General features: G+C 57.9%; 17 protein-coding genes. 13 read left to right on the top strand and 4 right to left on the bottom strand.

Going from position 1 to position 19,794, the window contains the following annotated elements:
- Window positions 1-211 precede the first annotated feature (211 nt).
- The 4 genes from I6F24_RS29210 to nodD1 form a co-directional block, all read right to left on the bottom strand.
- Window positions 212-931, bottom strand: a complete 720-nt coding sequence (locus tag I6F24_RS29210) for a MerR family transcriptional regulator (RefSeq protein WP_225129819.1) — start codon at window positions 929-931, stop codon at window positions 212-214.
- Window positions 932-1,052: 121 nt separating this feature from the next.
- Complete coding sequence (locus I6F24_RS29205) at window positions 1,053-1,469, bottom strand: hypothetical protein (RefSeq protein WP_225129698.1); 417 nt, start codon at window positions 1,467-1,469, stop codon at window positions 1,053-1,055.
- 361 nt (window positions 1,470-1,830) lie between these two features.
- Window positions 1,831-2,823: a LysR family transcriptional regulator gene (locus tag I6F24_RS29200; protein WP_225129696.1), complete on the bottom strand. Its 993-nt coding sequence runs from the start codon at window positions 2,821-2,823 to the stop codon at window positions 1,831-1,833.
- A 635-nt stretch (window positions 2,824-3,458) separates the two neighbouring features.
- On the bottom strand, window positions 3,459-4,403 hold the full coding sequence (nodD1, locus tag I6F24_RS29195; RefSeq protein ID WP_225129694.1) for a transcriptional regulator NodD1: 945 nt from the start codon (window positions 4,401-4,403) through the stop codon (window positions 3,459-3,461).
- A 452-nt stretch (window positions 4,404-4,855) separates the two neighbouring features.
- Here nodD1 and I6F24_RS29190 point away from each other — a divergent pair, with 452 nt between their 5' ends.
- The 13 genes from I6F24_RS29190 (at window position 4,856) to nifA (ending at window position 19,289) form a co-directional block, all read left to right on the top strand.
- Entirely contained in the window at window positions 4,856-5,179 is a 324-nt protein-coding gene (locus I6F24_RS29190; RefSeq protein ID WP_225129692.1) for a hypothetical protein, read from the top strand.
- Between the two features lie 56 nt (window positions 5,180-5,235).
- Window positions 5,236-5,868, top strand: coding sequence for a NodA family N-acyltransferase (locus I6F24_RS29185; RefSeq protein WP_225129690.1), 633 nt, complete (start codon window positions 5,236-5,238; stop codon window positions 5,866-5,868).
- A gap of 44 nt (window positions 5,869-5,912) precedes the next feature.
- Window positions 5,913-6,524 carry a chitooligosaccharide deacetylase NodB gene (gene nodB, locus I6F24_RS29180; protein WP_225129818.1) on the top strand — a complete coding sequence of 204 codons (612 nt, stop codon included), beginning with the start codon at window positions 5,913-5,915 and terminating at the stop codon, window positions 6,522-6,524.
- Window positions 6,525-6,541: 17 nt separating this feature from the next.
- A complete protein-coding gene (gene nodC, locus I6F24_RS29175) occupies window positions 6,542-7,918 on the top strand; it encodes a chitooligosaccharide synthase NodC (protein WP_225129688.1) in 1,377 nt (458 codons plus the stop codon).
- A gap of 11 nt (window positions 7,919-7,929) precedes the next feature.
- Window positions 7,930-8,559 carry a nodulation methyltransferase NodS gene (gene nodS, locus I6F24_RS29170; protein WP_225129686.1) on the top strand — a complete coding sequence of 210 codons (630 nt, stop codon included), beginning with the start codon at window positions 7,930-7,932 and terminating at the stop codon, window positions 8,557-8,559.
- Window positions 8,560-8,572: 13 nt separating this feature from the next.
- A complete protein-coding gene (nodU, locus tag I6F24_RS29165) occupies window positions 8,573-10,282 on the top strand; it encodes a nodulation protein NodU (RefSeq protein ID WP_225129684.1) in 1,710 nt (569 codons plus the stop codon).
- An 8-nt stretch (window positions 10,283-10,290) separates the two neighbouring features.
- Complete coding sequence (gene nodI / locus I6F24_RS29160; RefSeq protein WP_225129681.1) at window positions 10,291-11,205, top strand: nodulation factor ABC transporter ATP-binding protein NodI; 915 nt, start codon at window positions 10,291-10,293, stop codon at window positions 11,203-11,205.
- Window positions 11,206-11,208: 3 nt separating this feature from the next.
- Complete coding sequence (locus I6F24_RS29155; RefSeq protein ID WP_225147986.1) at window positions 11,209-11,997, top strand: ABC transporter permease; 789 nt, start codon at window positions 11,209-11,211, stop codon at window positions 11,995-11,997.
- Window positions 11,998-12,321: 324 nt separating this feature from the next.
- Window positions 12,322-14,346 (top strand): carbamoyltransferase, encoded by a 2,025-nt coding sequence (locus I6F24_RS29150; protein WP_225129677.1) that lies wholly within the window; start codon window positions 12,322-12,324, stop codon window positions 14,344-14,346.
- A gap of 171 nt (window positions 14,347-14,517) precedes the next feature.
- Window positions 14,518-15,630: a nodulation protein NodZ gene (locus I6F24_RS29145; RefSeq protein ID WP_275945329.1), complete on the top strand. Its 1,113-nt coding sequence runs from the start codon at window positions 14,518-14,520 to the stop codon at window positions 15,628-15,630.
- Window positions 15,627-15,833 carry a hypothetical protein gene (locus tag I6F24_RS29140; protein WP_225152234.1) on the top strand — a complete coding sequence of 69 codons (207 nt, stop codon included), beginning with the start codon at window positions 15,627-15,629 and terminating at the stop codon, window positions 15,831-15,833. The genes I6F24_RS29145 and I6F24_RS29140 overlap by 4 nt, the downstream gene beginning before the upstream one ends.
- Window positions 15,834-16,444: 611 nt before the next feature.
- The gene (locus I6F24_RS29135; RefSeq protein WP_225129673.1) at window positions 16,445-17,281 is read left to right on the top strand and encodes an SDR family oxidoreductase; all 837 of its coding nucleotides are present in this window, start codon (window positions 16,445-16,447) and stop codon (window positions 17,279-17,281) included.
- 184 nt (window positions 17,282-17,465) lie between these two features.
- Window positions 17,466-19,289 (top strand): nif-specific transcriptional activator NifA, encoded by a 1,824-nt coding sequence (nifA, locus tag I6F24_RS29130; protein ID WP_225129671.1) that lies wholly within the window; start codon window positions 17,466-17,468, stop codon window positions 19,287-19,289.
- Window positions 19,290-19,794 lie beyond the last annotated feature (505 nt).

Below are 19,794 nucleotides of genomic sequence, written 5' to 3'. Positions count from 1 at the left end.
GCCTGCAGGTCGAGGCCGCCAGCCAAGCGAAGCGTGCGTCAGGTCGGCCAGATTGCGACCACGTAAGAGCCTACAATTTGACGTTACGTGCGGTTCAAGCCCCGTTTGAAGGGAGTCTCGATCAAGGCGTCAGGGAGCCCCGGATCGGCGAGGCCATGACGATCTGTCCGCTCGAACCCGTAAAACTGTCGGCCAGCATCAGAGCCGCCGATCAGCCAAAGTACGGCTGATCCTCCAACCCGCCAAGGGCGAGATCGAGATATTGCATGAGGCAGGGATCCCAACCAGCCAGACTGCGGGGGGCGCTTAATCGTGCAAGTACCTTCAGGATCATCGAAACGCGTGAATCGGCGCCGGCGATTTCGCTGATCAGCAGGCGGGCTGCAACTGCGACAGCTTTTGCTCGATCGCCGCAAGGGGGCTCGCCCCGATCCATACAATCACGCAGGTCGTCGCGGATCTGCCGCCACCGCTCCTCGCGATCTGCAGCTAGCTTGCAGGTGCATCGGGATTTCTGACTACGCGTCTCGACCCGCGACATGGCATTCAAGGTAGCTGGCAGGTCATCCACACTTACCTGGATCTCACTGTCGATGGTCATGTTGCGCAGGCGATCTCGCAACAGAGTTGCCCGAGCTACCTGAAGTTCTATGCGCTCTAGATGCTTGCGCAGCAGGTCGGTGAGTGAGGTCGTGCCCTCCATAGCTTTGCGGATCTCGACAAGGGAGAAGCCAAGCTCACGTAGCGCCCGAATCTGGTGAACCCGTTGAACACTTTCGCGGTCGTACATCCGGTGGCCGCCGTCAGTACGCTCTGAGGCTGCTAGGAGTCCCGTATGTTCATAATGATGCAGCGTGCGTACCGTTACTCCGGTCGCCTCTGCAAGTTCGCCAATGCGCCATCGACGCCTTCGTGGTGTAGCTTTGCTCATGTTGTTCAATTTCAAAGCCTACAACCTTACGTCACGTGTGATTCAAGTTATTTCAAAGCTCTAGCTGGATCGTCTTCCATTCCAGCGCGAGAGTGGTGACTATCCTCAGAATGGCGGGGGATCAACCCTGAGGGGAAATGGCGGTCAACAAGCTCGTCAGGCATGCCAGTTGAGCATCGCCGGCCGCCGTACGCTCCAAGATGAGTTTGGCGATTGCTTTGCGATTTTCCGGATTTCGCATCGATGGGGGTAGCGCGGTGACCGCACTATCATAAAGGCTTCCCAGGACGGAAAGCTCTTCCGGATCGAACACGCCGCTGCATTGCTCCAACGTCAGCTCCTTGTTTGTCATTGCGTAATGGCAGCGCACGTCGTCAAGACGTTTGGCGGCGATAGGGCCAAAAGAAGTCAGACCCGCGGCACGGAGCGACGAAGATGCGATGTACTCCAGGCTGATGCGATAGGGCAACACGCGTGCGCGATGCTTGCTTCGACAGCGCAAGAGATCGTGGTCATGTGCATGATCGATGACCACCACGCTCACTGTGCGTGGTGGTACGACTCGGTAACCGCAAAGAACCGTCTCCGCTCGTCGGGAGCCACTACCGATTCGGAGAGTTGACGACGACAACCCGGCGCCGATTCTGCTGTATCGAGGCAGGTGCGCCCGACGGCCAGGTGCAACGTGCGTCCCTGTCTCCAAAAGCAGGCCAACGGTCCAGCCGCCGCTCGCACGTCGAGCCTAATGCCAACGTGCGAAAGACCTACACAACGTCGTCATCATAGCCGTCCCCTGCGACGATCTTTATAGAGCGACCACGAATTCGAGAGAGGCGAGCCTAAATTGTGCGTTGAGACATTCGTTGGGATGTGAGGTTCGCACGATCTTGAGATCGTCCTTACGACAACGGCGAGACGGGTCGTGCGAAATCTCCGGCAGTATCCGGTCGTTCCGAAGTGCAGATGATGGAGGGCTCTTGTCCAGTTGCCATGCGGGTAGCCTCCTGCAACAATATCTCTCGCATCCACTGGCTTTCCGGATCGCTATTGTGAAGCACGGGCCATTGGACCGCCTCAGTGAAGGCGGGGAATGGCTGCGGAAGCTCGGCAATCCGAAGGGGGATCGTTCTTTGGAAATGCTTTACAATCCCTAATGGCATCGTCCCTATGCGGTTCGTGCCTACCAGCAGGGGCGGGATCATGCTGAAGCTCTGCACGAGAATGTCGATCCGCCGATTGAGACAGAGATCGAGTAGAAAGGATTCCTCGACCAGCGTCTTGCGCGCACCTCCGAGCTTAACCGCAACATGGCCCATCGACATATACCGATCAAATGTAAGCCGCCGTAGTAGTTGGCTGTTCGTGCAGCAACCTACACAAACGAGTCTCTCCTCGAATAGGGCCGCCCTGGGGTGCACGCTGGACATGAATAATTCCGGCAAGATAACAAAATCGACTTCGCCGCGGCGGAGAAGCTCATCGTGCTCATCGGTGAGCGTCACGAGTTCGAAGCTGACGGCAGGCGCTTCTCGCGCGACGCGCTCCACGATATTTCGAAAGAATACGACTGTTATAAAATCAGAAAAGCCGATCCTGAATCGCCGGTTCGATCGAGCTGGGTCGAACGCGTCCCGCGCGATTATTGAGAGCTCAATGCGCGTTAGAGCTTCGCGCACAGGAGCTGCGAGTCCTTCCGCGCGTGAGGTGGGGACAAGTTCCCGCCCCCTCATCCCAAACAGCTCGTCATCGAAATAGGAGCGCAGGCGGGCAACGGCTGCGCTCATGGCCGGCTGACTAAGGTTAATCTTGCGTGCCGCCGCGCTGAGGTTGCGCTCAGTCATGAGAGCATCCAGCGCGACGAGAAGATTTAGATCTAGACCTTTGAAACGCATGTCTTCTTATCCGGCAGGAACGTAACTGCGGCGCATACAACGAGCGGTGACGGCTGCGTCTGGAGAGGTCCTATTGGCTCGCCCGAATGGACATCGTTTCCATCCTGCGATCGCGAGAAGACGCTCGTAAAATGACCGCAACAATGGAGAGCAAGGCGGCCGGCCACCCAGCGGCGGCCAGAAACCGTCAGGAGTCCCGAAGCTGATCGGTCTCGCCGCTTCCAGCGAGCCACGCAACAGGACCCGATCAGTTGGTTAATGGCAGTTCAACCCAGTGTCCGGCCAGCGCCGTCAGTTCACCAAACCGCCCAGTCGACGGTCGCGTAGCGCAGCGTTAGCACGGCGGCCAACCTACAACCTGACGCGGGGTGCGATTCAAGCGATTTTATCGGGCAAGCCAAACATTGTCGCACTGGTGGAGGCGAGTTCTGACGCGATAGTGCCGGGCGTCGCCGGTTTGAGGTGCAAGCGCACCAAACCTCACCAGCGAGATCACCGCTCGGCACTCGGCAATTCTTCGCAACCGATCGCCATCTCTGGCCGCTTCGCGCCAGAAACGTTGAAGTGACGAAAGCGGCCGAGCATGTCCAAGGGTTCGGAGCGTATTTGGAACTTGCCGAGAGCGGCTTATGATTCTAGCAGCGCCTGCGAGTTGGAGTCTCCTGAGGCCCAGATGCCATGTTGGATGCTTCCTCCAGCAATATCCGCCGCATCCAAATGCTTGCCGGGTCGGTATTGTGGAACGCAGGCCACTGCACAGCCTCGGTGAATGTGGGCAGAGGGAGCGGTGGTTCGACGATCCGCAGTGGCATCCGCTGTTCGAAGTGTTTGGCGAGTCGTAAGGGCATTGTGCCGATACGGCGCGTATCTAACAATATGGGCGGAATCAGGCTAAAGCCCTGCACAACGATCTCAATGCGTCTCTTGACGCCGTGCTCGAGCAAGAACCATTCTTCGAGGTTTGGTCTGAGCGCCCGTCCGAATTTCGCCGTAACGTGGCCCATCGAAATGTATTTCTCGAACGTAAGTTGCCGCGATAGCTGCTTGTTCGTGCGGCATCCCACGCATACGAGGGTCTCGTCGAACAGCGTCGCCTTAGGATGCGCGCTCGACATGAACAGTTCCGGCAGAATGAGAAAGTCGACCTCGCCCCGGCGGAGCAGCTCATCGGGTTCATCGGAAAATGGCAGCAATTCGAAGCGCACCGCGGGAGCTTCCTGTGCAAGACGGTCCACAATCTTGCGCAAAAAGACGATCGTCATGAAATCGGAGAGAATGATCCTGAAGCGTCGGCTCGACTGAGTCGGGTCGAACGCGTCCCGTGATATGATCGAGAGTTGGATGTGCAGCAGCGCCTCGCGAACCGGGCCTGCAAGCGCCTCCGCGCCAGGTGTCGGGACGAGCTCTCGACCTCTCATGGTAAATAGTTCATCGCGGAAATAGGTACGCAGCCGAGCGATGGCAGCGCTCATAGCGGGCTGGCTCAGGTTAATTTTGCGCGCCGCCGCTGTGAGGTTGCGCTCCGTCATCAGAGCATCGAGCGCAACGAGAAGGTTTAGATCAAGTCCCTTGAACCGCATCTTGTAAGTCTATCCATCGTGTGGATGTGTTCCATCGGAACTATCGATTTTACCAAATAGCGGGATGTTGGATAGCAAACATCAGTTTGGAAAAAATAATCGAGTATATCACCATGGCTGCTGCTCGTTCACGCGGACTCAGAGAACAACTCCTGGACGTGCGAGCTGGCGCCGCATGTGTTTCGAGAGCGGCTATGGGCGCGCCGCGCGAGCCGCGTCGCTTCTTCTCTGTGCGAAGCTCGCTCGATCGAGACGTCAGGCGGACCTCGATAAACCTTGGTATGCGTGTTCCATCCCTTTCCATATTGCAGGTTTACCCGCGTACACTTGAGAGCGCGTTCAGCCGCATTCTAGTGTCGCGACATAACGGCAGGCGCAGATTGCGGATGCCAAGTAATTCAGGCGACTCTGCAAATGGCTCGCCTATCCACCGCATTCAGGGCGTGTCGAAGATGGATAAGAACCAGTGTGATTTGATGGCGTTCCGATGCGCCATCGATGAGGCCCCGCGCATCGAAGACCTGCCCTCCAAAGCGTCGACAGCGATGCTAGACGAGGCGGCAAAGCTTCGTGGTGCAGACAGGCTCTCGCCAGTCCAATCGCCTCGTCGGCATCTTTCGGCATATCTCGCGCAGGGCTTTGGCCGGATCACGAGCGCGAACCATGCGATATCTTCATCGCGAGCGAAGGCGCACGGCGCGGTGCAGGCGAGGAGTGCCGCGCTCCGACGGGTCATAGCAGCGCATTTCACTGTTGACCAGCGCTTCGGCGACTAGCGAGTTCAAGTGACCATCTCCGCTCTTCATTCCACTGGGGCACAAGGAAGCTCGCCATGAACATTGCCGTATCCCGGACTGCGGAAGCTCCTTCTACACGCACTCAAGTGCAGTGGAGCCGTCGCTGGGAAAACGAACTGCGGCTCACCGATCATGCCGAACTCGCCGAGTTCTTCCGCAAGAGCTACGGGCCGACCGGTGCGTTCAATGCGCAGCCATTTGAGGGCAACCGAAGTTGGGCCGGGGCAAGACCTGAGCTCCGCGTAATTGGTTACGACGCGCGCGGGATAGCTGCTCACCTCGGGCTACTACGCCGCTTCATCAAGATTGGTGGGGTCGATCTCCTCGTGGCCGAACTGGGATTGTATGCGGTGCGTCCGGATCTCGAAGGGCTGGGAATCAGCCACGCAATGCGCGTGATGTATCCCACACTGCAGGAGCTCGGGATTCCATTCGGCTTTGGCACGGTTCGGCCTGCGCTTGAGAAACACATGACCCGACTGCTCGGAAGGCAGGGGCTCGCCACCCTCATGTCCGGCATTCGCGTCCGCTCCACGCATCCGGATGTCTATCCCAATTTGTCGCCGACCCGCATCGAAGACGTGATCGTGGTGGTTTTCCCGGTTGGACGCTCGATAGGCGAGTGGCCGGCCGGGACGGTCATCGATCGGAATGGGCCTGAGTTGTGAAAGAACATCTCCCCCTATCTGCTGTCCGTTGCGACTATGCTGACGTGGCCGGAAGTCGCCCCGTCTATTTGACGTTCGATGACGGGCCAAATCCATTTTGCACGCCAGAGGTGCTCGAGGTGCTGGCGCAACATGGGATTCCGGCGACGTTCTTTGTGATCGGCACGTACGCGGCCGAACAACCTGAACTCATTCGACGAATGATCGCGGAAGGTCACGAGGTTGCGAACCACACGATGACCCATCCGGATCTTTCCAGATGCGGACCAGCGGAGGTACGCGATGAAGTTCTCACGGCGAGCGAGGCGATCCGTTCGGCGTGCCCGCAGGCCTCACCTAGGCACATGCGAGCACCTTACGGCATGTGGACGCACGAGGTGCTCGCTGTGTCAGCGAGCGCCGGTCTCACAGCTGTGCACTGGTCGGTCGATCCGAGAGATTGGTCCCGCCCCGGGGTCGATAGAATTGTGAATTCAGTACTCGCGAGCGTTCGCCCGGGTGCAATTGTGCTCCTGCACGACGGATATCCTCCTGATGAGGAGCGACCGTGCACTGATGCCACGCTGCGCGATCAGACCACGATGGCCCTGTCACATCTGATCCCGGCACTACAACGGCGCGGGTTTGTAATCCATCCACTCCCTCAACTTCACTGAGCAAAAACTGACACCCTATGGACCTGCTCGCTACAACCAGTGCTGTCGCTGTTTCGTCTTATGCGCTGCTCTCGACGATCTACAAGAGCGCGCAAGCGCTTTATGCTCAACCGGCGATTAACTCATCGCTGCAGGACAACCTGGGACGATCGGAGGTTGTCCTTCCTAGTGTAGACGTCATCGTGCCGTGCTTCAACGAGGATCCAATCACGCTCGCCGAATGTCTGGAGTCGCTTGCGAGTCAAGACTACACCGGAAAGCTACAGGTTTATGTGGTCGACGACGGATCTGCAAATCGCGACCTTGTCGCGCCTGTGCACAAAATCTATGCGAACGATCCGAGGTTCAGCATCATCTTGCTGGCAAACAACGTTGGAAAACGCAAGGCGCAGATCGCTGCGATACGCAGCTCATCCGGTGACCTGGTCCTCAACGTCGACTCGGATACGATACTTGCCGCTGACGTTGTCACGAAGCTGGTATTGAAGATGCATGACCCGCAAATCGGTGCGGCCATGGGTCAGTTGATAGCGAGCAATCGCAGCCAAACCTGGCTGACCAGGCTGATCGATATGGAATACTGGTTGGCATGCAACGAAGAGCGCGCGGCGCAGGCGCGTTTCGGTGCGGTCATGTGCTGCTGCGGCCCATGTGCCATGTATCGTCGCTCCGCGCTCGCCTTGCTTCTTGATCAATATGAAGCGCAATTCTTTCGAGGGAAGCCGAGCGATTTCGGCGAGGATCGCCATCTAACGATCCTCATGCTCAAGGCGGGCTTTCGAACCGAATACGTCTCGGACGCGATCGCAGCAACAGTCGTCCCGGACCGCATTGGGCCATATCTACGTCAGCAACTCCGCTGGGCCCGCAGTACCTTCCGGGACACGTTCCTCGCATTGCGCCTGCTGCCAGAGCTCGATGGCTATCTGACGCTAGACGTTATCGGGCAAAATCTCGGCCCGTTGCTTCTCGCCTTTTCATCACTCGCTGCGCTCGCGCAGCTCCTAATGGCAGGCTCTGTACCCTGGTGGACGGTATTGACGATTGCAGCAATGACAATGGTCCGGTGCAGTGTGGCAGCCATTCGTGCTCGCGAACTGCGGTTTCTCGGCTTCTCGCTCCACACACCGATCAATATCTTTCTCTTACTTCCTTTGAAGGCTTATGCGCTTTGTACATTGAGCAACAGCGATTGGCTCTCGCGCAAGGTCGCCAACGTGCCGGCCGATGGGGAAAAGCAATCTGTCATTCTGCACCCGAACGCTGGACGAAGTGCTGCAAGTAAATGGGGAATGTCTAGTATAAGTCGTAAGGCGAGGGTTTCCCAGAGCCCATCGAGCCTGACGGCAACAAAGAGTGTTTGCGGTAGCGATCGTTCGACTGCCTGCAAGTAGGTAATTGGCTCATGACCCTGGACGCAAACCATCAGCAATTAGCGCGAGAGCTGGCTGCCGACGATCCATGGCGTCTCGACAGTAGTGCCTTCGAGCAGGAGCGATACGCTCAAATGCTCCGGATGTCGGGTTGCAACGGAGATGTTTCGTGTGGCCTCGAAGTAGGATGTGCAGCCGGTGCATTCACGGACATGCTGGCTCCGCTATGCGAACGACTCACCGTGGTCGATGTCATGCCGCAGGCGATCGAGCGAGCGCGACTACGGACCAGGAAGTGGTCACATATCACGTGGGTGACCTGCGACATTCAGCGGTTCTCGACCACTGAACAGTTCGATTTGATCGTCGTGGCCGAGGTTCTTTACTACCTCAAGGACATTGTCGAGATGCAAGCGGCTATCCGCAACCTGGTGAGGATCCTAGCGCCAAATGGGGCTCTGATATTCGGGTCCGCACGTGATGCCACATGTCAACGGTGGGGGCTTGCTGCTGGTGCCGAAACGGTGATCGCCCTCTTCAACGAGAGCCTATCGGAGGTCGAACGTCTGCACTGCCACACCGAGTCAATCAACGAAGACTCCTTGATAGTCCGGTTCCGGAAGCCGGGTCACTCGTCAGAACAATCAAACGTCGGCCACTAGACCAGGGGATCGTATGCGCATCTGCGGCATCAAGTTAACCCATGACGGGGCAATTGCTGTCATCGAGGACGGGCGACTTGTCTTTTGCACCGAGCAAGAGAAGTGCGGCAACGGTCCACGCTACCAATCCGTCGAGAATCTCGATGCAGTCGTGCTCGCCTTGGCGGAGCATGGCCTGGATCCGCGGGATATCGATCAGTTCGTCATCGACGGCTGGGATGGGGAGATTGAGTCGCAGTTCCAGGTCCTAAGTGGAGCTGTGCCGATCGCGCTGAAGGGGGCGCCATATGTCGAGCGCCATGCTGAGGGCCTTCTTGATTCCGTCGACGGCTTTGGCGTGATCCTCGGAGACAAGGTGTTTCCATATAAGAGCTACCCGCACGTTACAGGCCACGTCGCGTCAGCATATAGCACCAGTCCCTTTGCAGGTGCGGGAAAACCCACGTTCTGTCTGGTATGGGACGGCTGCATCTTTCCACGTCTTTACTATGTGGAACCTCGGGGGGCACGGCTCATTGCATGCCTGTTTCCGATGATCGGACATGCCTATGCTGCCGCGGGCCTTCACTTCGGCCCATACAGGCAGCCGAACCGCTCCAGTTGGGATTTGGGCATCGCCGGCAAGCTGATGGCTTACATCGCGCTAGGCTCTGTCGACGAAAGCATCGTCGCAGTGTTTCAGGAGCTCTATGAAAAGCGCTTCGCCGCTGACACGGAGCAGGCACGTCGGTACCGCGCTGAGATCAACAATCCGGAAGCGTCTCTTGCAGCTCTGCACGACTTCTTCGAGGCAAGCGCTTTGCGCCTGACGGCCAAGCGAGCGGAGGACGTCCTTGCGTCGTTTCATGTGTTCGTGGAACGTCTTCTTGTCAAGGAAATGGCGATGGTTCTGCTGCAACACTCGTCGCTTCCGGGAGCGCGAAATCTATGTATCGCCGGCGGCTGCGGTCTCAATATCAAGTGGAACAGCGCGCTTCGTGCGACTGGATTGTTCGATGATGTTTGGGTGCCGCCGTTTCCGAATGACAGCGGCTCGGCGATCGGCGCTGCTTGCGGCGCGATGGCGGCGCAAAATGGCTTCGGGCCATTGGAATGGTCAGTCTACAGTGGTCCGGCCCTGCACGACAGCGAGCTTCCGCCGGATTGGGAGGCGGCGCCGTGCAGTCTGCGTGAACTTGCGGCGATTCTCGCGGACGACAAGCCGGTCATCTTCCTTTCCGGGCGCGCCGAACTTGGTCCGCGGGCGTTGGGCGGCAGAAGCATTCTTGCAGCCCCGACCTCCCCGGCAATGAAGGATCATCTCAACGACATCAAGCGTCGCGAGCAGTTCCGACCGGTGGCGCCGATCTGTCTGGAGGATCGGGCGCCGGAGATTTTCAGCCCAGGTACGCCAGATCCCTACATGCTGTTCGATCACCAGACCCGCGCGGAATGGCGCGACAGGGTCCCCGCTGTCGTCCATCTCGACGGTTCGGCGCGGCTGCAGACAATCTCCCGCAACTCTCCGCACAAAATCGCCGAGCTTCTCGTCGAATTTGAGAAGCTTACCGGCATTCCGCTGCTCTGCAATACCAGTGCTAACCTCCACGGGCGTGGATTCTTCCCGGATGCTGCCGCGGCCTGCCACTGGGGACGCGTTGAGCATGTGTGGTGCGACGGCCTGCTCTGGACCAAAACGGTGGTAGGGAAGCCATTGTCGGACGAACGACTTCTCTCAGCCTAAGAGTGATCATGTCCACCGTAGCAATCGACCTTGCCGGCGTGAGAAAATCATTTGGCGACAAGGTCATCGTCAATGAGCTGTCGTTCTCGGTCGCGCGCGGAGAATGCTTTGGCCTTCTCGGGCCGAATGGAGCCGGCAAGAGCACGATCGCGCGCATGCTGCTTGGCATGATCTCGCCGGACGGAGGAAAGATTACGGTGCTCAATGAGCCTGTGCCTGCACGCGCTCGTGTCGCACGTGTGCGTATCGGCGTGGTGCCGCAATTCGATAATCTTGAACTCGAGTTCACCGTACGAGAGAATTTGCTGGTGTTTGGCCGCTACTTCGGCATGAGCGCTCGCGAGATCGAGGCGATCGCCCCCTCGCTGCTCGAGTTCGCACGCCTCGAGAGAAAAGCGGACACGCGCGTTGCCGCGCTGTCCGGTGGCATGAAACGGCGGCTGACGCTGGCACGTGCGCTAATCAATGACCCGCATTTGCTCGTGATGGATGAGCCGACGACTGGTTTGGATCCGCACGCCCGCCACCTGATTTGGGAACGTCTGCGAGTTCTACTTGCGCGGGGCAAGACGATTCTCTTGACCACTCACTTCATGGAAGAGGCCGAGCGCTTGTGCGATCGGCTGTGTGTCCTCGAGGGTGGACGCAAGATCGCTGAAGGCAAGCCAGACGACCTGATCGACGAGCATATTGGCTGCAATGTGATCGAAATCTATGGGGGTGATCCACATCAGCTCCGCGAGCTGATCAGGCCGTATGCCCGGCGCGTTGAAGTGAGTGGAGAAACGCTCTTTTGTTATGCGCCATATCCGGAGCAGGTGCGCGTGCAACTGCATGGGCATGCGAGCCTTCGTATTCTGCAGCGCCCCCCGAATCTCGAAGACGTGTTTTTGCGGCTGACCGGGCGCGAGATGGAGAAGTGAGCGATGGGTGAAAGTTATGCGGCGGTGATGCCCGCTAACGCGTACAACTGGATCGCGGTATGGCGTCGGAACTTCCTCGCATGGAAGAAAGTCGCACTTGCATCGATTCTCGGCAACCTCGCAGATCCTCTAACCAATCTGTTTGGCCTCGGCTTTGGCCTTGGACTGATCCTGGGGCGCGTTGAGGGGACGTCGTACATCGCCTTCCTGGCGGCAGGCATGGTCGCGACCAGCGCCATGACGTCGGCGACCTTTGAAACCATGTATGCAGCCTTTGCACGCATGGACGCCAAGCGCACCTGGGAAGCAATTCTCTCTACTCAGCTAACGCTTGGCGATATCGTCCTAGGTGAACTGGTGTGGGCGGCCAGTAAGTCCGTTCTGGCCGGAACAGCGATCGCGATCGTCGCCGCCGCTCTCGGTTACGCATCATGGCTATCCATTCTCTATGCGATGCCAACAATCGCCCTTACTGGCCTTGTCTTCGCCAGCTTGGCGATGGTCGTCATATCCCTTGCGCCAAGTTACGATTACTTCGTGTTTTACCAGACACTTGTCCTCACTCCTATGGTGTTTCTGTGCGGCGTGGTCTTTCCGTCAAGCCAACTGCCCGACTCATTTCGGCACTTCGTCAGCTTATTGCCTCTCGCACATTCGGTCGACCTTATTCGCCCAGCGATGCTTGAGCGCGGTGCCGACAGTGCTGCCCTGCACGTAGGTGCGCTCTGCGTTTACGCGGTTTTGCCCTTTTTCGCGTCGACAGCACTATTTCGGCGCCGCCTGCTGCGTTGACGTGAGTTGAGCGAAACGGACAAAGTCAAATCGATGCAGTGTCACGATGCTTCTGCGGTAGCTCGGGGGTGACCTCGTCTATTAGAGCAGCTTCTGCAATGGCCTTAAGAGGCCGCAATCGAGCCGGTTCTACGGCCGCCTGTTCGGTCGATCGGTGTCGGGGGCTAGCAGCCTTGCTTCTGAGCGCCTGTCGCTAGGCGCCGAGATGGACCCAGCAAAGTTGTGTTGTGCTGTCTGGCACGCGCGCCCGGCGGGGCGCGACTGTACAGATTAGATCGGTGGGGCGGCAGTTAGCCTTCCTGTCATGTTCAAATGGAGAACGGGATGTTGTGCCTGGGAGTGAGTGGCGGTCTTGATAAAGTCTATGAGAGCTCTCCGGAGCTGCCGACTACATTTCTTCACGATGGCGCTGCGGTTCTTGTGCAGGATGGCCGCGTAATTGCTGCTGTCGAAGAGGAGCGCCTCAACCGCGTCAAGCACTCTAACAAGTTCCCGAGCAATTCGATCCGATACTGCCTTTCTACCGCAGGAGTCTCGCTCGGCGAGATCGACCGTATCGCGTTCTACGCGACTGAAGCCTACTGCAAAACCATGCTCGAGCGTCTTTCTGTTTCTCAGCCCGTTCCCTTGGACCCCAAACTGTTGCTGCGGCAGCTGCTGGCACGGGAGTTCGGCGCCGAGATCGATCCGTCTCGGCTTTCCTTCGTGAATCACCACGAGGCACATGCCGTGAGCGCGTTTTCCATGTCCGGGTTCGAGCAAAGTCTCGTTTTTACGATCGACGGCGGTGGCGATTTTCTCTCGGGCTTATTGGCGGCGGGGTCTGGCACTGAAATTGCGCAACTTGCAAGCTTCCCGGAACATAACTCCCTGGGACTGTTCTATCTCGAGACGATTCGATATCTCGGCTACGGGTTGTTCGATGAGTACAAAGTGATGGGACTTGCCCCATACGGTGATCCCACTCCCTATCGCGAACTCTTCGCGCAGTTCTACGAATTGTTGGACAACGGTGGCTATCGCGTTCACCTGGATCGAATCGGTCCGGCCCTGGTCCGCAACATCGATGTTCGGCGAAAAGGAATGCCATTCACCCAACAGCATCGAGATGTCAGCGCTTCGCTGCAGGAAGCGCTTGAGCGGATCGTGTTTCACATCCTGCGGCACCATCGTGAAGCGACGGGCATGAGACGCTTGTGCCTGGCTGGCGGGGTAGCCCATAATTGCACGCTGAACGGTAAGCTGCTTTATTCCGGGCTATTTGATGACATCTTTGTTCAACCCGCGGCGCACGACGCCGGTTGCGCGCTCGGCGCTGCATTGATGGTCTCAAACGAACTGGGGAGGCCAGCGCCGCGCGAGCGACTGCCGGACGTTTATTGGGGGCCTGATCTCGGGAGCGAGCAAGCCGTAGAGCATGAGCTCAACGCATGGTCAGGCCACCTCGACATTCAACGAAGTGATGACATAGCATCCAGTGCGGCAGACTGGATGGCAAATGGTGCTGTAATCGGCTGGGTGCAGGGCCGCTCTGAGTTCGGCCCACGTGCGCTTGGTAACCGCAGCATTCTTGCGGATCCGAGGCCTGCGGAAAACAAGGACCGCATCAACGCGATGGTCAAGAAGCGCGAGGGCTATCGCCCCTTTGCGCCATCTGTACTGGAAGAGGATGCGAGCGAGTTCTTTGAGCTGCCGGACGGCACGCGGCAGCTCCCCTTCATGAATTTCGTGGTTCGTGTGCGTGAAGCCAAGCGTAACGTGCTCGGTGCGGTTACCCACGTTGATGGGACCGCTCGGCTGCAGACAGTATCGCGAAGGACAAACCCCACCTATTGGGATGTAATTAGTGCGTTCAAGAAGCGAACGGGCATTCCGATACTTCTAAATACCTCGTTTAACAACAATGCCGAGCCGATCGTGCAGTCCGTGTCAGATGCGATCACCACATTCTTGACGACTGACCTGGACGGACTTGTTGTTGGCCCTTTCCTCGTCAGGAAGCGGCCAGCTTCACTGCAGGATTGGTGTGCACTGGGCGTGTCATTGCCGCCGTATGCATCCCTTCATCGTGTTCGATCCTACACAGCGCCAGATCGCCAGGAAACGGTGTGCGAGATCCGCACGGGACATTCCGCCCACCATAGTATGCGTATCTCACATGAGCTTTTCGAGATCTTGATGCGGATCGAGGGCGAGGCGTCGCTCAGCTGTCTTTTCGACGCAACCATGCTGGACCAGGCCAAGCGTGAAGATCTCGTGAAGGAATTGCGGCTCGTGTGGGAGGTGCGGGGCGTTCGCCTGCATCCTCCGCGCGCTCGAGGGCACAATAAAGTGCAAAACGAAACATAGCCCGAACTCATGAGCAATGGCCATGGCTATACCTGCATGTGAGGGGGCAAGGCTATCCAGCGCAGAGGGTGGCATCGGGCATCCGCCTGAAATCGGGTACGTCGACGCAACACCGCTGAAGAAAATACGCAAACTGTTGAAAGAACGCGGCTCACCAGGGATAGCGCTGCTATGAAGTTCTACCGACGCAGCTCGCCGGCACCGCGAAATCAGGCCATGGCCTCGGACGAGATGATACGTGAGATGTCTGCGATGACGTCTATTGTCCAACCAGGAGCCCGGGAAGAGGAAATGCAGATGCTTAGCGGTTCGAGGAATGACCGGTTCGTAGTTTCCCGGCGACGTACGGGGTTCGGCGATTGCCTGTGGTCACTGGCGGCAGCCTGGCGTTTTGCAAAGCAGACGGGACGGACGCTAGCCATTGATTGGCGGGGGTCTTGTTATCTCGATGAGCCATTCACCAATGCCTTTCCAGTCTTCTTCGAACCGGTTCAAGACATTGCTGGCGTGCGGGTGATTTGCGGTGACGAGATTAACCAGTGTTCATTTCCGGGACCATTCTTCCCGGCATGGTGGAACAAGCCATCCATCGATTGCGTCTATCGCCCGGACGAGCAGATTTTCCGGGAACGCGACGAACTCGATCAACTGTTCCAAAGTCAGAAAGATAGTGAGGCTAACACGGTTGTGTGTGACGCCTGCCTGATGTGGCGCTGTGATCAGGAGGCCGAACGAGAAATCTTTCGAAGCATCAAGCCACGACCTGAAATTCAGGCTCGGATTGATGCTATCTACCGCGAGAACTTTGAATCGTACAGCGTAATCGGCATCCATGTCCGGCATGGCAACGGCGAGGATATCATGGGGCATGCTCCCTACTGGGCTGACCCGGAGCGCGCCTTGCGACAGGTCTGTAACGCCATTGATAAGGCCATGGGGTTACCCCACGCAAAACCCGTGAGGGCTTTCCTGTGCACGGACAGCGCGCTCGTCCTTGAGAAGGTTTCGACTATATTCCCTGATGTTTTCACGATCCCAAAACGATTCCAGGCGCCTCAGGCTGGCCCATTGCACAACTCGGCGCTCGGAGCCGAGGGCGGCTTTTCCGCTCTCATCGAAATGTATCTCCTTGCGTGCTGCGACACCGTGATCCGTTTTCCCCCGACGAGCGCCTTCACGCGCTATGCGCGTCTCTTTGCCCCACGCGTTATAGAATTCGATTTGAATGATCCGAGCCGATTGATCTTGATTGAAGAAGAATCGAAAGATCTCGTAGCTTCATGAAAGTCGTAGCTCGATTGATCGATCTGATAGCCGCTCTTTGCATCCAGCAGTACTGGCAGTTCTTTTCGGGGCGGCAATTGTCTGTCCAAAGGGATGCGCTGCCGCGAACTTCCAGCGGAGAACAGAACGATGCGGCGGGCGAATGCCTTCCGCAGAAGCTCGACGTCGACAACAATGGCGGCAATGCGCTGCAGCCGCGTTAAACAAGTGGAACACGTCTTCGTCTTCCTCGGGCGGACCCGCAAGTCGAAGCTGATCGGCGGTCGATCGCGGATGAACATATCGAAAGGTTCGCCGTTCAGCCGGCGAGTTCCGTCGTGGCGGTCGGGCGCTCTCGAGATCCACTATTTTGGCGAAACAATCACGCCAGGTCGTGGTCTGGAATCAATCCGCCCGGCGATGTGCCGGTGCTGGACACAGCAGAACAAGGGCGCGATGAAGTCAGCATCAGCTGCCACAGAATCTAACGTACGAAGCTGGTGACGTCAGTTTTCGAGTTGACGCGGCTACTGGCCGTGGCCGCGATCCTGATCGATCGTTGCTTCGACGAGAGCACTGGCCTCCGCTGGCTCTTCCTCCTGTGCAGTCAGGAGATAACGTGCGTCTTGCCGCCGGGTCTTGGCGCAGGCGAGTGTGCTCGTGACGTTACGTAGCCGATGCACCATCGCTGTCACAAAGCAAACGCACCGTGTCTTGAATACGCCAAGCATTCCGCGTGCGCGACATTAGGACGCAAAACGGAAGCGGATTTACCTGCATCGCGGTGGCCCAAATCCTGCTACGCGTGCGGCGCGCAACAGGAGGGGAGGCGGGCGTGGATCTCGATCTGCCAAATGACGATCTGATCACAGGCTCGCTGCCCGAAACACATTTGGGTTGCCCCTTTCACGCCGATAAAGCCCGCGTTCATGGCGGAGAACAGAAGGCGATGCTGCTCACCGGAGCATCGCGCGGAATTGGTCATGCCACTGCCAAGCTGTTCTCGGAGGCGGGCTGGCGCATCATTTCTTGCGCGCGTCAACCGTTCGACGGCGAGCGATGTCCCTGGCACGCAGGGGACGAGGATCATGTCCAGATCGACCTCAGTAATCATCGAATGCTGCCGCGCGCGATCACTGAGGTCAAGAAGCGCTTGGCCGGTGCACCTTTGCACGCACTAGTGAACAATGCTGGTGTCTCGCCGAAAACGCCCGCTGGCGATCGGATGACGTCGTTGACGACGTCTACCGAGACCTGGATGAGGGTGTTCCATCTCAATTTGGTGGCCCCGATCCTGCTGGCGCAGGGTTTGTTTGACGAGCTAAGAGCCGCGTCAGGATCGATCGTGAACGTGACTTCGATCGCGGGCTCGCGGGTGCACCCGTTTGCCGGCAGTGCCTATGCGACGTCGAAAGCTGCGCTTGCGAGCCTCACACGCGAAATGGCGCACGATTATGCGCCGCATGGCATTCGTGTGAATGCAATTGCGCCCGGCGAAATCAGGACGGACATGTTATCGCCCGACACAGAAGCGCGTCTCGTGCCAAGCATCCCGCTGCGCAGAGTGGGAACCCCGGATGAAGTGGCCAAGGTCATCTTCTTCCTGTGCTCGGATGCGGCGAGCTATGTCACGGGGGCCGAGGTGCCGGTCAATGGTGGGCAACATCTGTGAATCGGCCGGCCTTGGCGACACAGCTAACTTGAGCTGCAGCAGCGGCGCTTATGGTCTCCGCTGACGATGCGCACGCAATCCGCAAAAATGAATGAAGGCACACTGTAAGTTTATCGTCGTGCCATGAAAAGGTGTCACGGTTCTATGTCATCTCGTCAACACTTGGCGTTAGATCGAGAGTGACATGCAAAACGAAGCTCGCCAACCAGGACAAGGTACCAGGGAGGACGATCAAGACAACGGAGGCCGCCTCATGCTGGATATCCCTTTCTCACACGAAAGATCTGCCTCGCAACCTGAGCCGGAGGGTAAGCCCCCGGGGGAGCCGTTGCGTGAGAGCGCGCTCACCGGCATCTTCGAAATATCGAAAATTCTTGCCGCTCCTTGTCGGCTCGAAGTCACGTTGGCCAACGTTGTTGGTCTTTTGCAATCGTTTGTGCAGATGCGACACGGCATCGTCTCACTGTTCGACGAGGACGGCATGCCGGATATTACGGTGGGCGCCGGCTGGAACGAAGGCAGCGACGAAAGTTACCGGATGCGACTGCCGCGGAACGCAATCGACCAGATCATCGCGACGGACAGGCCTCTTGTCGCCGAGAACGTGGCCGCCGAGCTGGTATTCAGCGCTGCCGACCGGGAAGTGCTCGGCGCCTCCGATAGTATGCCAGTGTCGTTCATCGGGGTTCCCATTCGCATTGACCGTAAGGTCGTGGGCACGCTGACGGTCGACCGCATCCGGGACGATAGGTCGAGTCTCCGGCTCGAGTACGATGCGCGACTGCTCGCCATGATCGCCAACCTGGTGGGTCAAACAGTGAAGTTACACCGCTTGTTCGCCTGCGATCGCGAACGACTGATGGCGGAGAAAGACCGGCTACAAAAGGAGGTATTAGAGCTCAGGCAACCCTCTCGGGAGCGCAAGAAGCTACACGCCCATGGGATCATTGGCGACAGTCCGGCGCTGCGCGGGCTGCTCGAGAAGATTGCCGTTGTAGCCAGATCGAACAGCACGGTTCTGCTGCGTGGTGAATCCGGCACCGGAAAGGAACTCGTAGCCAAGGCCATTCACGAATCATCGTCCCGCGCCAAGCGCCCGTTCGTTAAGCTGAATTGCGCGGCGCTTCCTGAGACCGTCCTGGAATCCGAATTATTTGGTCATGAGAAAGGCGCCTTTACCGGTGCGTTTAGCTCGCGCAAGGGACGCTTCGAACTTGCTGACAAGGGAACGCTTTTTCTTGACGAGATCGGCGAGATCTCAGCTCCGTTCCAGGCGAAGTTGCTGCGCGTTTTGCAAGAGCAGGAGTTCGAGCGCGTCGGGAGCAACCAGACTATTAAGGTCGATGTTCGAGTGATAGCTGCGACCAACAAGAACCTCGAAGAGGCTGTCGCAAAGAGCGAGTTCCGGGCGGACCTTTACTATCGCATCAGCGTAGTTCCCTTACTGTTGCCACCGCTACGCGAAAGACGCAGTGATATTCCTCCGCTTGCCAGGGAGTTCCTCAGAAATTTCAATAACGAGAATGGCCGTACTCTGACTTTGGAGCCGAGTGCGATCGATGTACTGATGAACTGCGGCTTTCCGGGAAATGTCCGCGAACTCGAAAACTGCATCGAGCGAACAGCGACGCTGTGCGCCGGATCATCGATCGTGAGAAGTGACTTTGCATGCTGCCACGGCCAGTGCCTTTCCGCGATGCTGTGGAAAAGCACGTCGGACGAGAGGAAAGAGCAGCCCGTACCCATGCCAGCGGTGCCGGCAAAGCCCATCATTCCGCTAGCTGAAGCGAGCCAGCCGGTCCAGTCTGTCGGCGACGAACTGGCCTCACTGGGGCCTCCCGGCACAGCTCTCGTTAGTGGCGCGAAGATGGCCGATCGCGAACGGGTCGTTGCGGCCATGGAAAAATCTGGCTGGGTGCAGGCAAAAGCAGCGCGCCTGCTCGGACTAACGCCGCGCCAGATTGGCTACGCGCTGAGGAAATATGGAATCGAGATAAAGCGGTTCTGAACGACGACATCGGCCGGAACTGCTACTCCCAAATAGCTATATGAGGACGATCTCCGATAGGCAATCTCATCGCAATCTGAACGGAATGGTCCGCCCTCGGCGGCAACTTGGCCCCGAGCGAAACCACCCGCCCGCTTGCGGGACTGCTGTCGAAAGGCGGGTTTACCTGGTTCGGTGAGAGATGGACTCGCGCGCCATGACATACCGAGCGTCACCTGTGGGCCATGCAATCGCGAATCGTCGGTTGCTCACCTCTAACAAGCTATGATGCCTATCCGCCGATCCCCGGAAAAGTGTGAAGCGTTTTCCGAAAAGATCATGCTCAAACAAAGATCTAAAGCGCGATGATGATTCATCTTAATCTCATCGCGCTTTAGTGAGCGGCAATGCTCAAAAAACGTCAATCGGTCCGCCGCCCGCTGGTGATTAGCGACGGTAATCTGTCAAAAGGCTGGCCTCACTCAGCTGGCGCGCCGTGCGGAACAGCGCTGTCGCAGCCCTGACT

Origin of the sequence: Bradyrhizobium sp. BRP23 (assembly GCF_020194135.1) — a bacterium.
Lineage (GTDB): Bacteria > Pseudomonadota > Alphaproteobacteria > Rhizobiales > Xanthobacteraceae > Bradyrhizobium > Bradyrhizobium yuanmingense.
This window is presented reverse-complemented; position numbering and strand designations above follow the sequence as displayed.

Bases quoted from the DNA above. Each gene is read 5' to 3' on its own strand.
- nodI (WP_225129681.1), top strand. From the start codon at position 10,291: ATGTCCACCGTAGCAATCGACCTTGCCGGCGTGAGAAAATCATTTGGC.
- I6F24_RS29150 (WP_225129677.1), top strand. From the start codon at position 12,322: ATGTTGTGCCTGGGAGTGAGTGGCGGTCTTGATAAAGTCTATGAGAGC.
- I6F24_RS29145 (WP_275945329.1), top strand. From the start codon at position 14,518: ATGAAGTTCTACCGACGCAGCTCGCCGGCACCGCGAAATCAGGCCATG.
- I6F24_RS29155 (WP_225147986.1), top strand. From the start codon at position 11,209: ATGGGTGAAAGTTATGCGGCGGTGATGCCCGCTAACGCGTACAACTGG.
- I6F24_RS29200 (WP_225129696.1), bottom strand. From the start codon at position 2,823: ATGCGTTTCAAAGGTCTAGATCTAAATCTTCTCGTCGCGCTGGATGCT.
- nodS (WP_225129686.1), top strand. From the start codon at position 7,930: ATGACCCTGGACGCAAACCATCAGCAATTAGCGCGAGAGCTGGCTGCC.
- nodD1 (WP_225129694.1), bottom strand. From the start codon at position 4,403: ATGCGGTTCAAGGGACTTGATCTAAACCTTCTCGTTGCGCTCGATGCT.
- I6F24_RS29210 (WP_225129819.1), bottom strand. From the start codon at position 931: ATGAGCAAAGCTACACCACGAAGGCGTCGATGGCGCATTGGCGAACTT.
- I6F24_RS29140 (WP_225152234.1), top strand. From the start codon at position 15,627: ATGAAAGTCGTAGCTCGATTGATCGATCTGATAGCCGCTCTTTGCATC.
- I6F24_RS29190 (WP_225129692.1), top strand. From the start codon at position 4,856: ATGGATAAGAACCAGTGTGATTTGATGGCGTTCCGATGCGCCATCGAT.
- nodU (WP_225129684.1), top strand. From the start codon at position 8,573: ATGCGCATCTGCGGCATCAAGTTAACCCATGACGGGGCAATTGCTGTC.
- I6F24_RS29185 (WP_225129690.1), top strand. From the start codon at position 5,236: ATGAACATTGCCGTATCCCGGACTGCGGAAGCTCCTTCTACACGCACT.
- nifA (WP_225129671.1), top strand. From the start codon at position 17,466: ATGCAAAACGAAGCTCGCCAACCAGGACAAGGTACCAGGGAGGACGAT.
- nodC (WP_225129688.1), top strand. From the start codon at position 6,542: ATGGACCTGCTCGCTACAACCAGTGCTGTCGCTGTTTCGTCTTATGCG.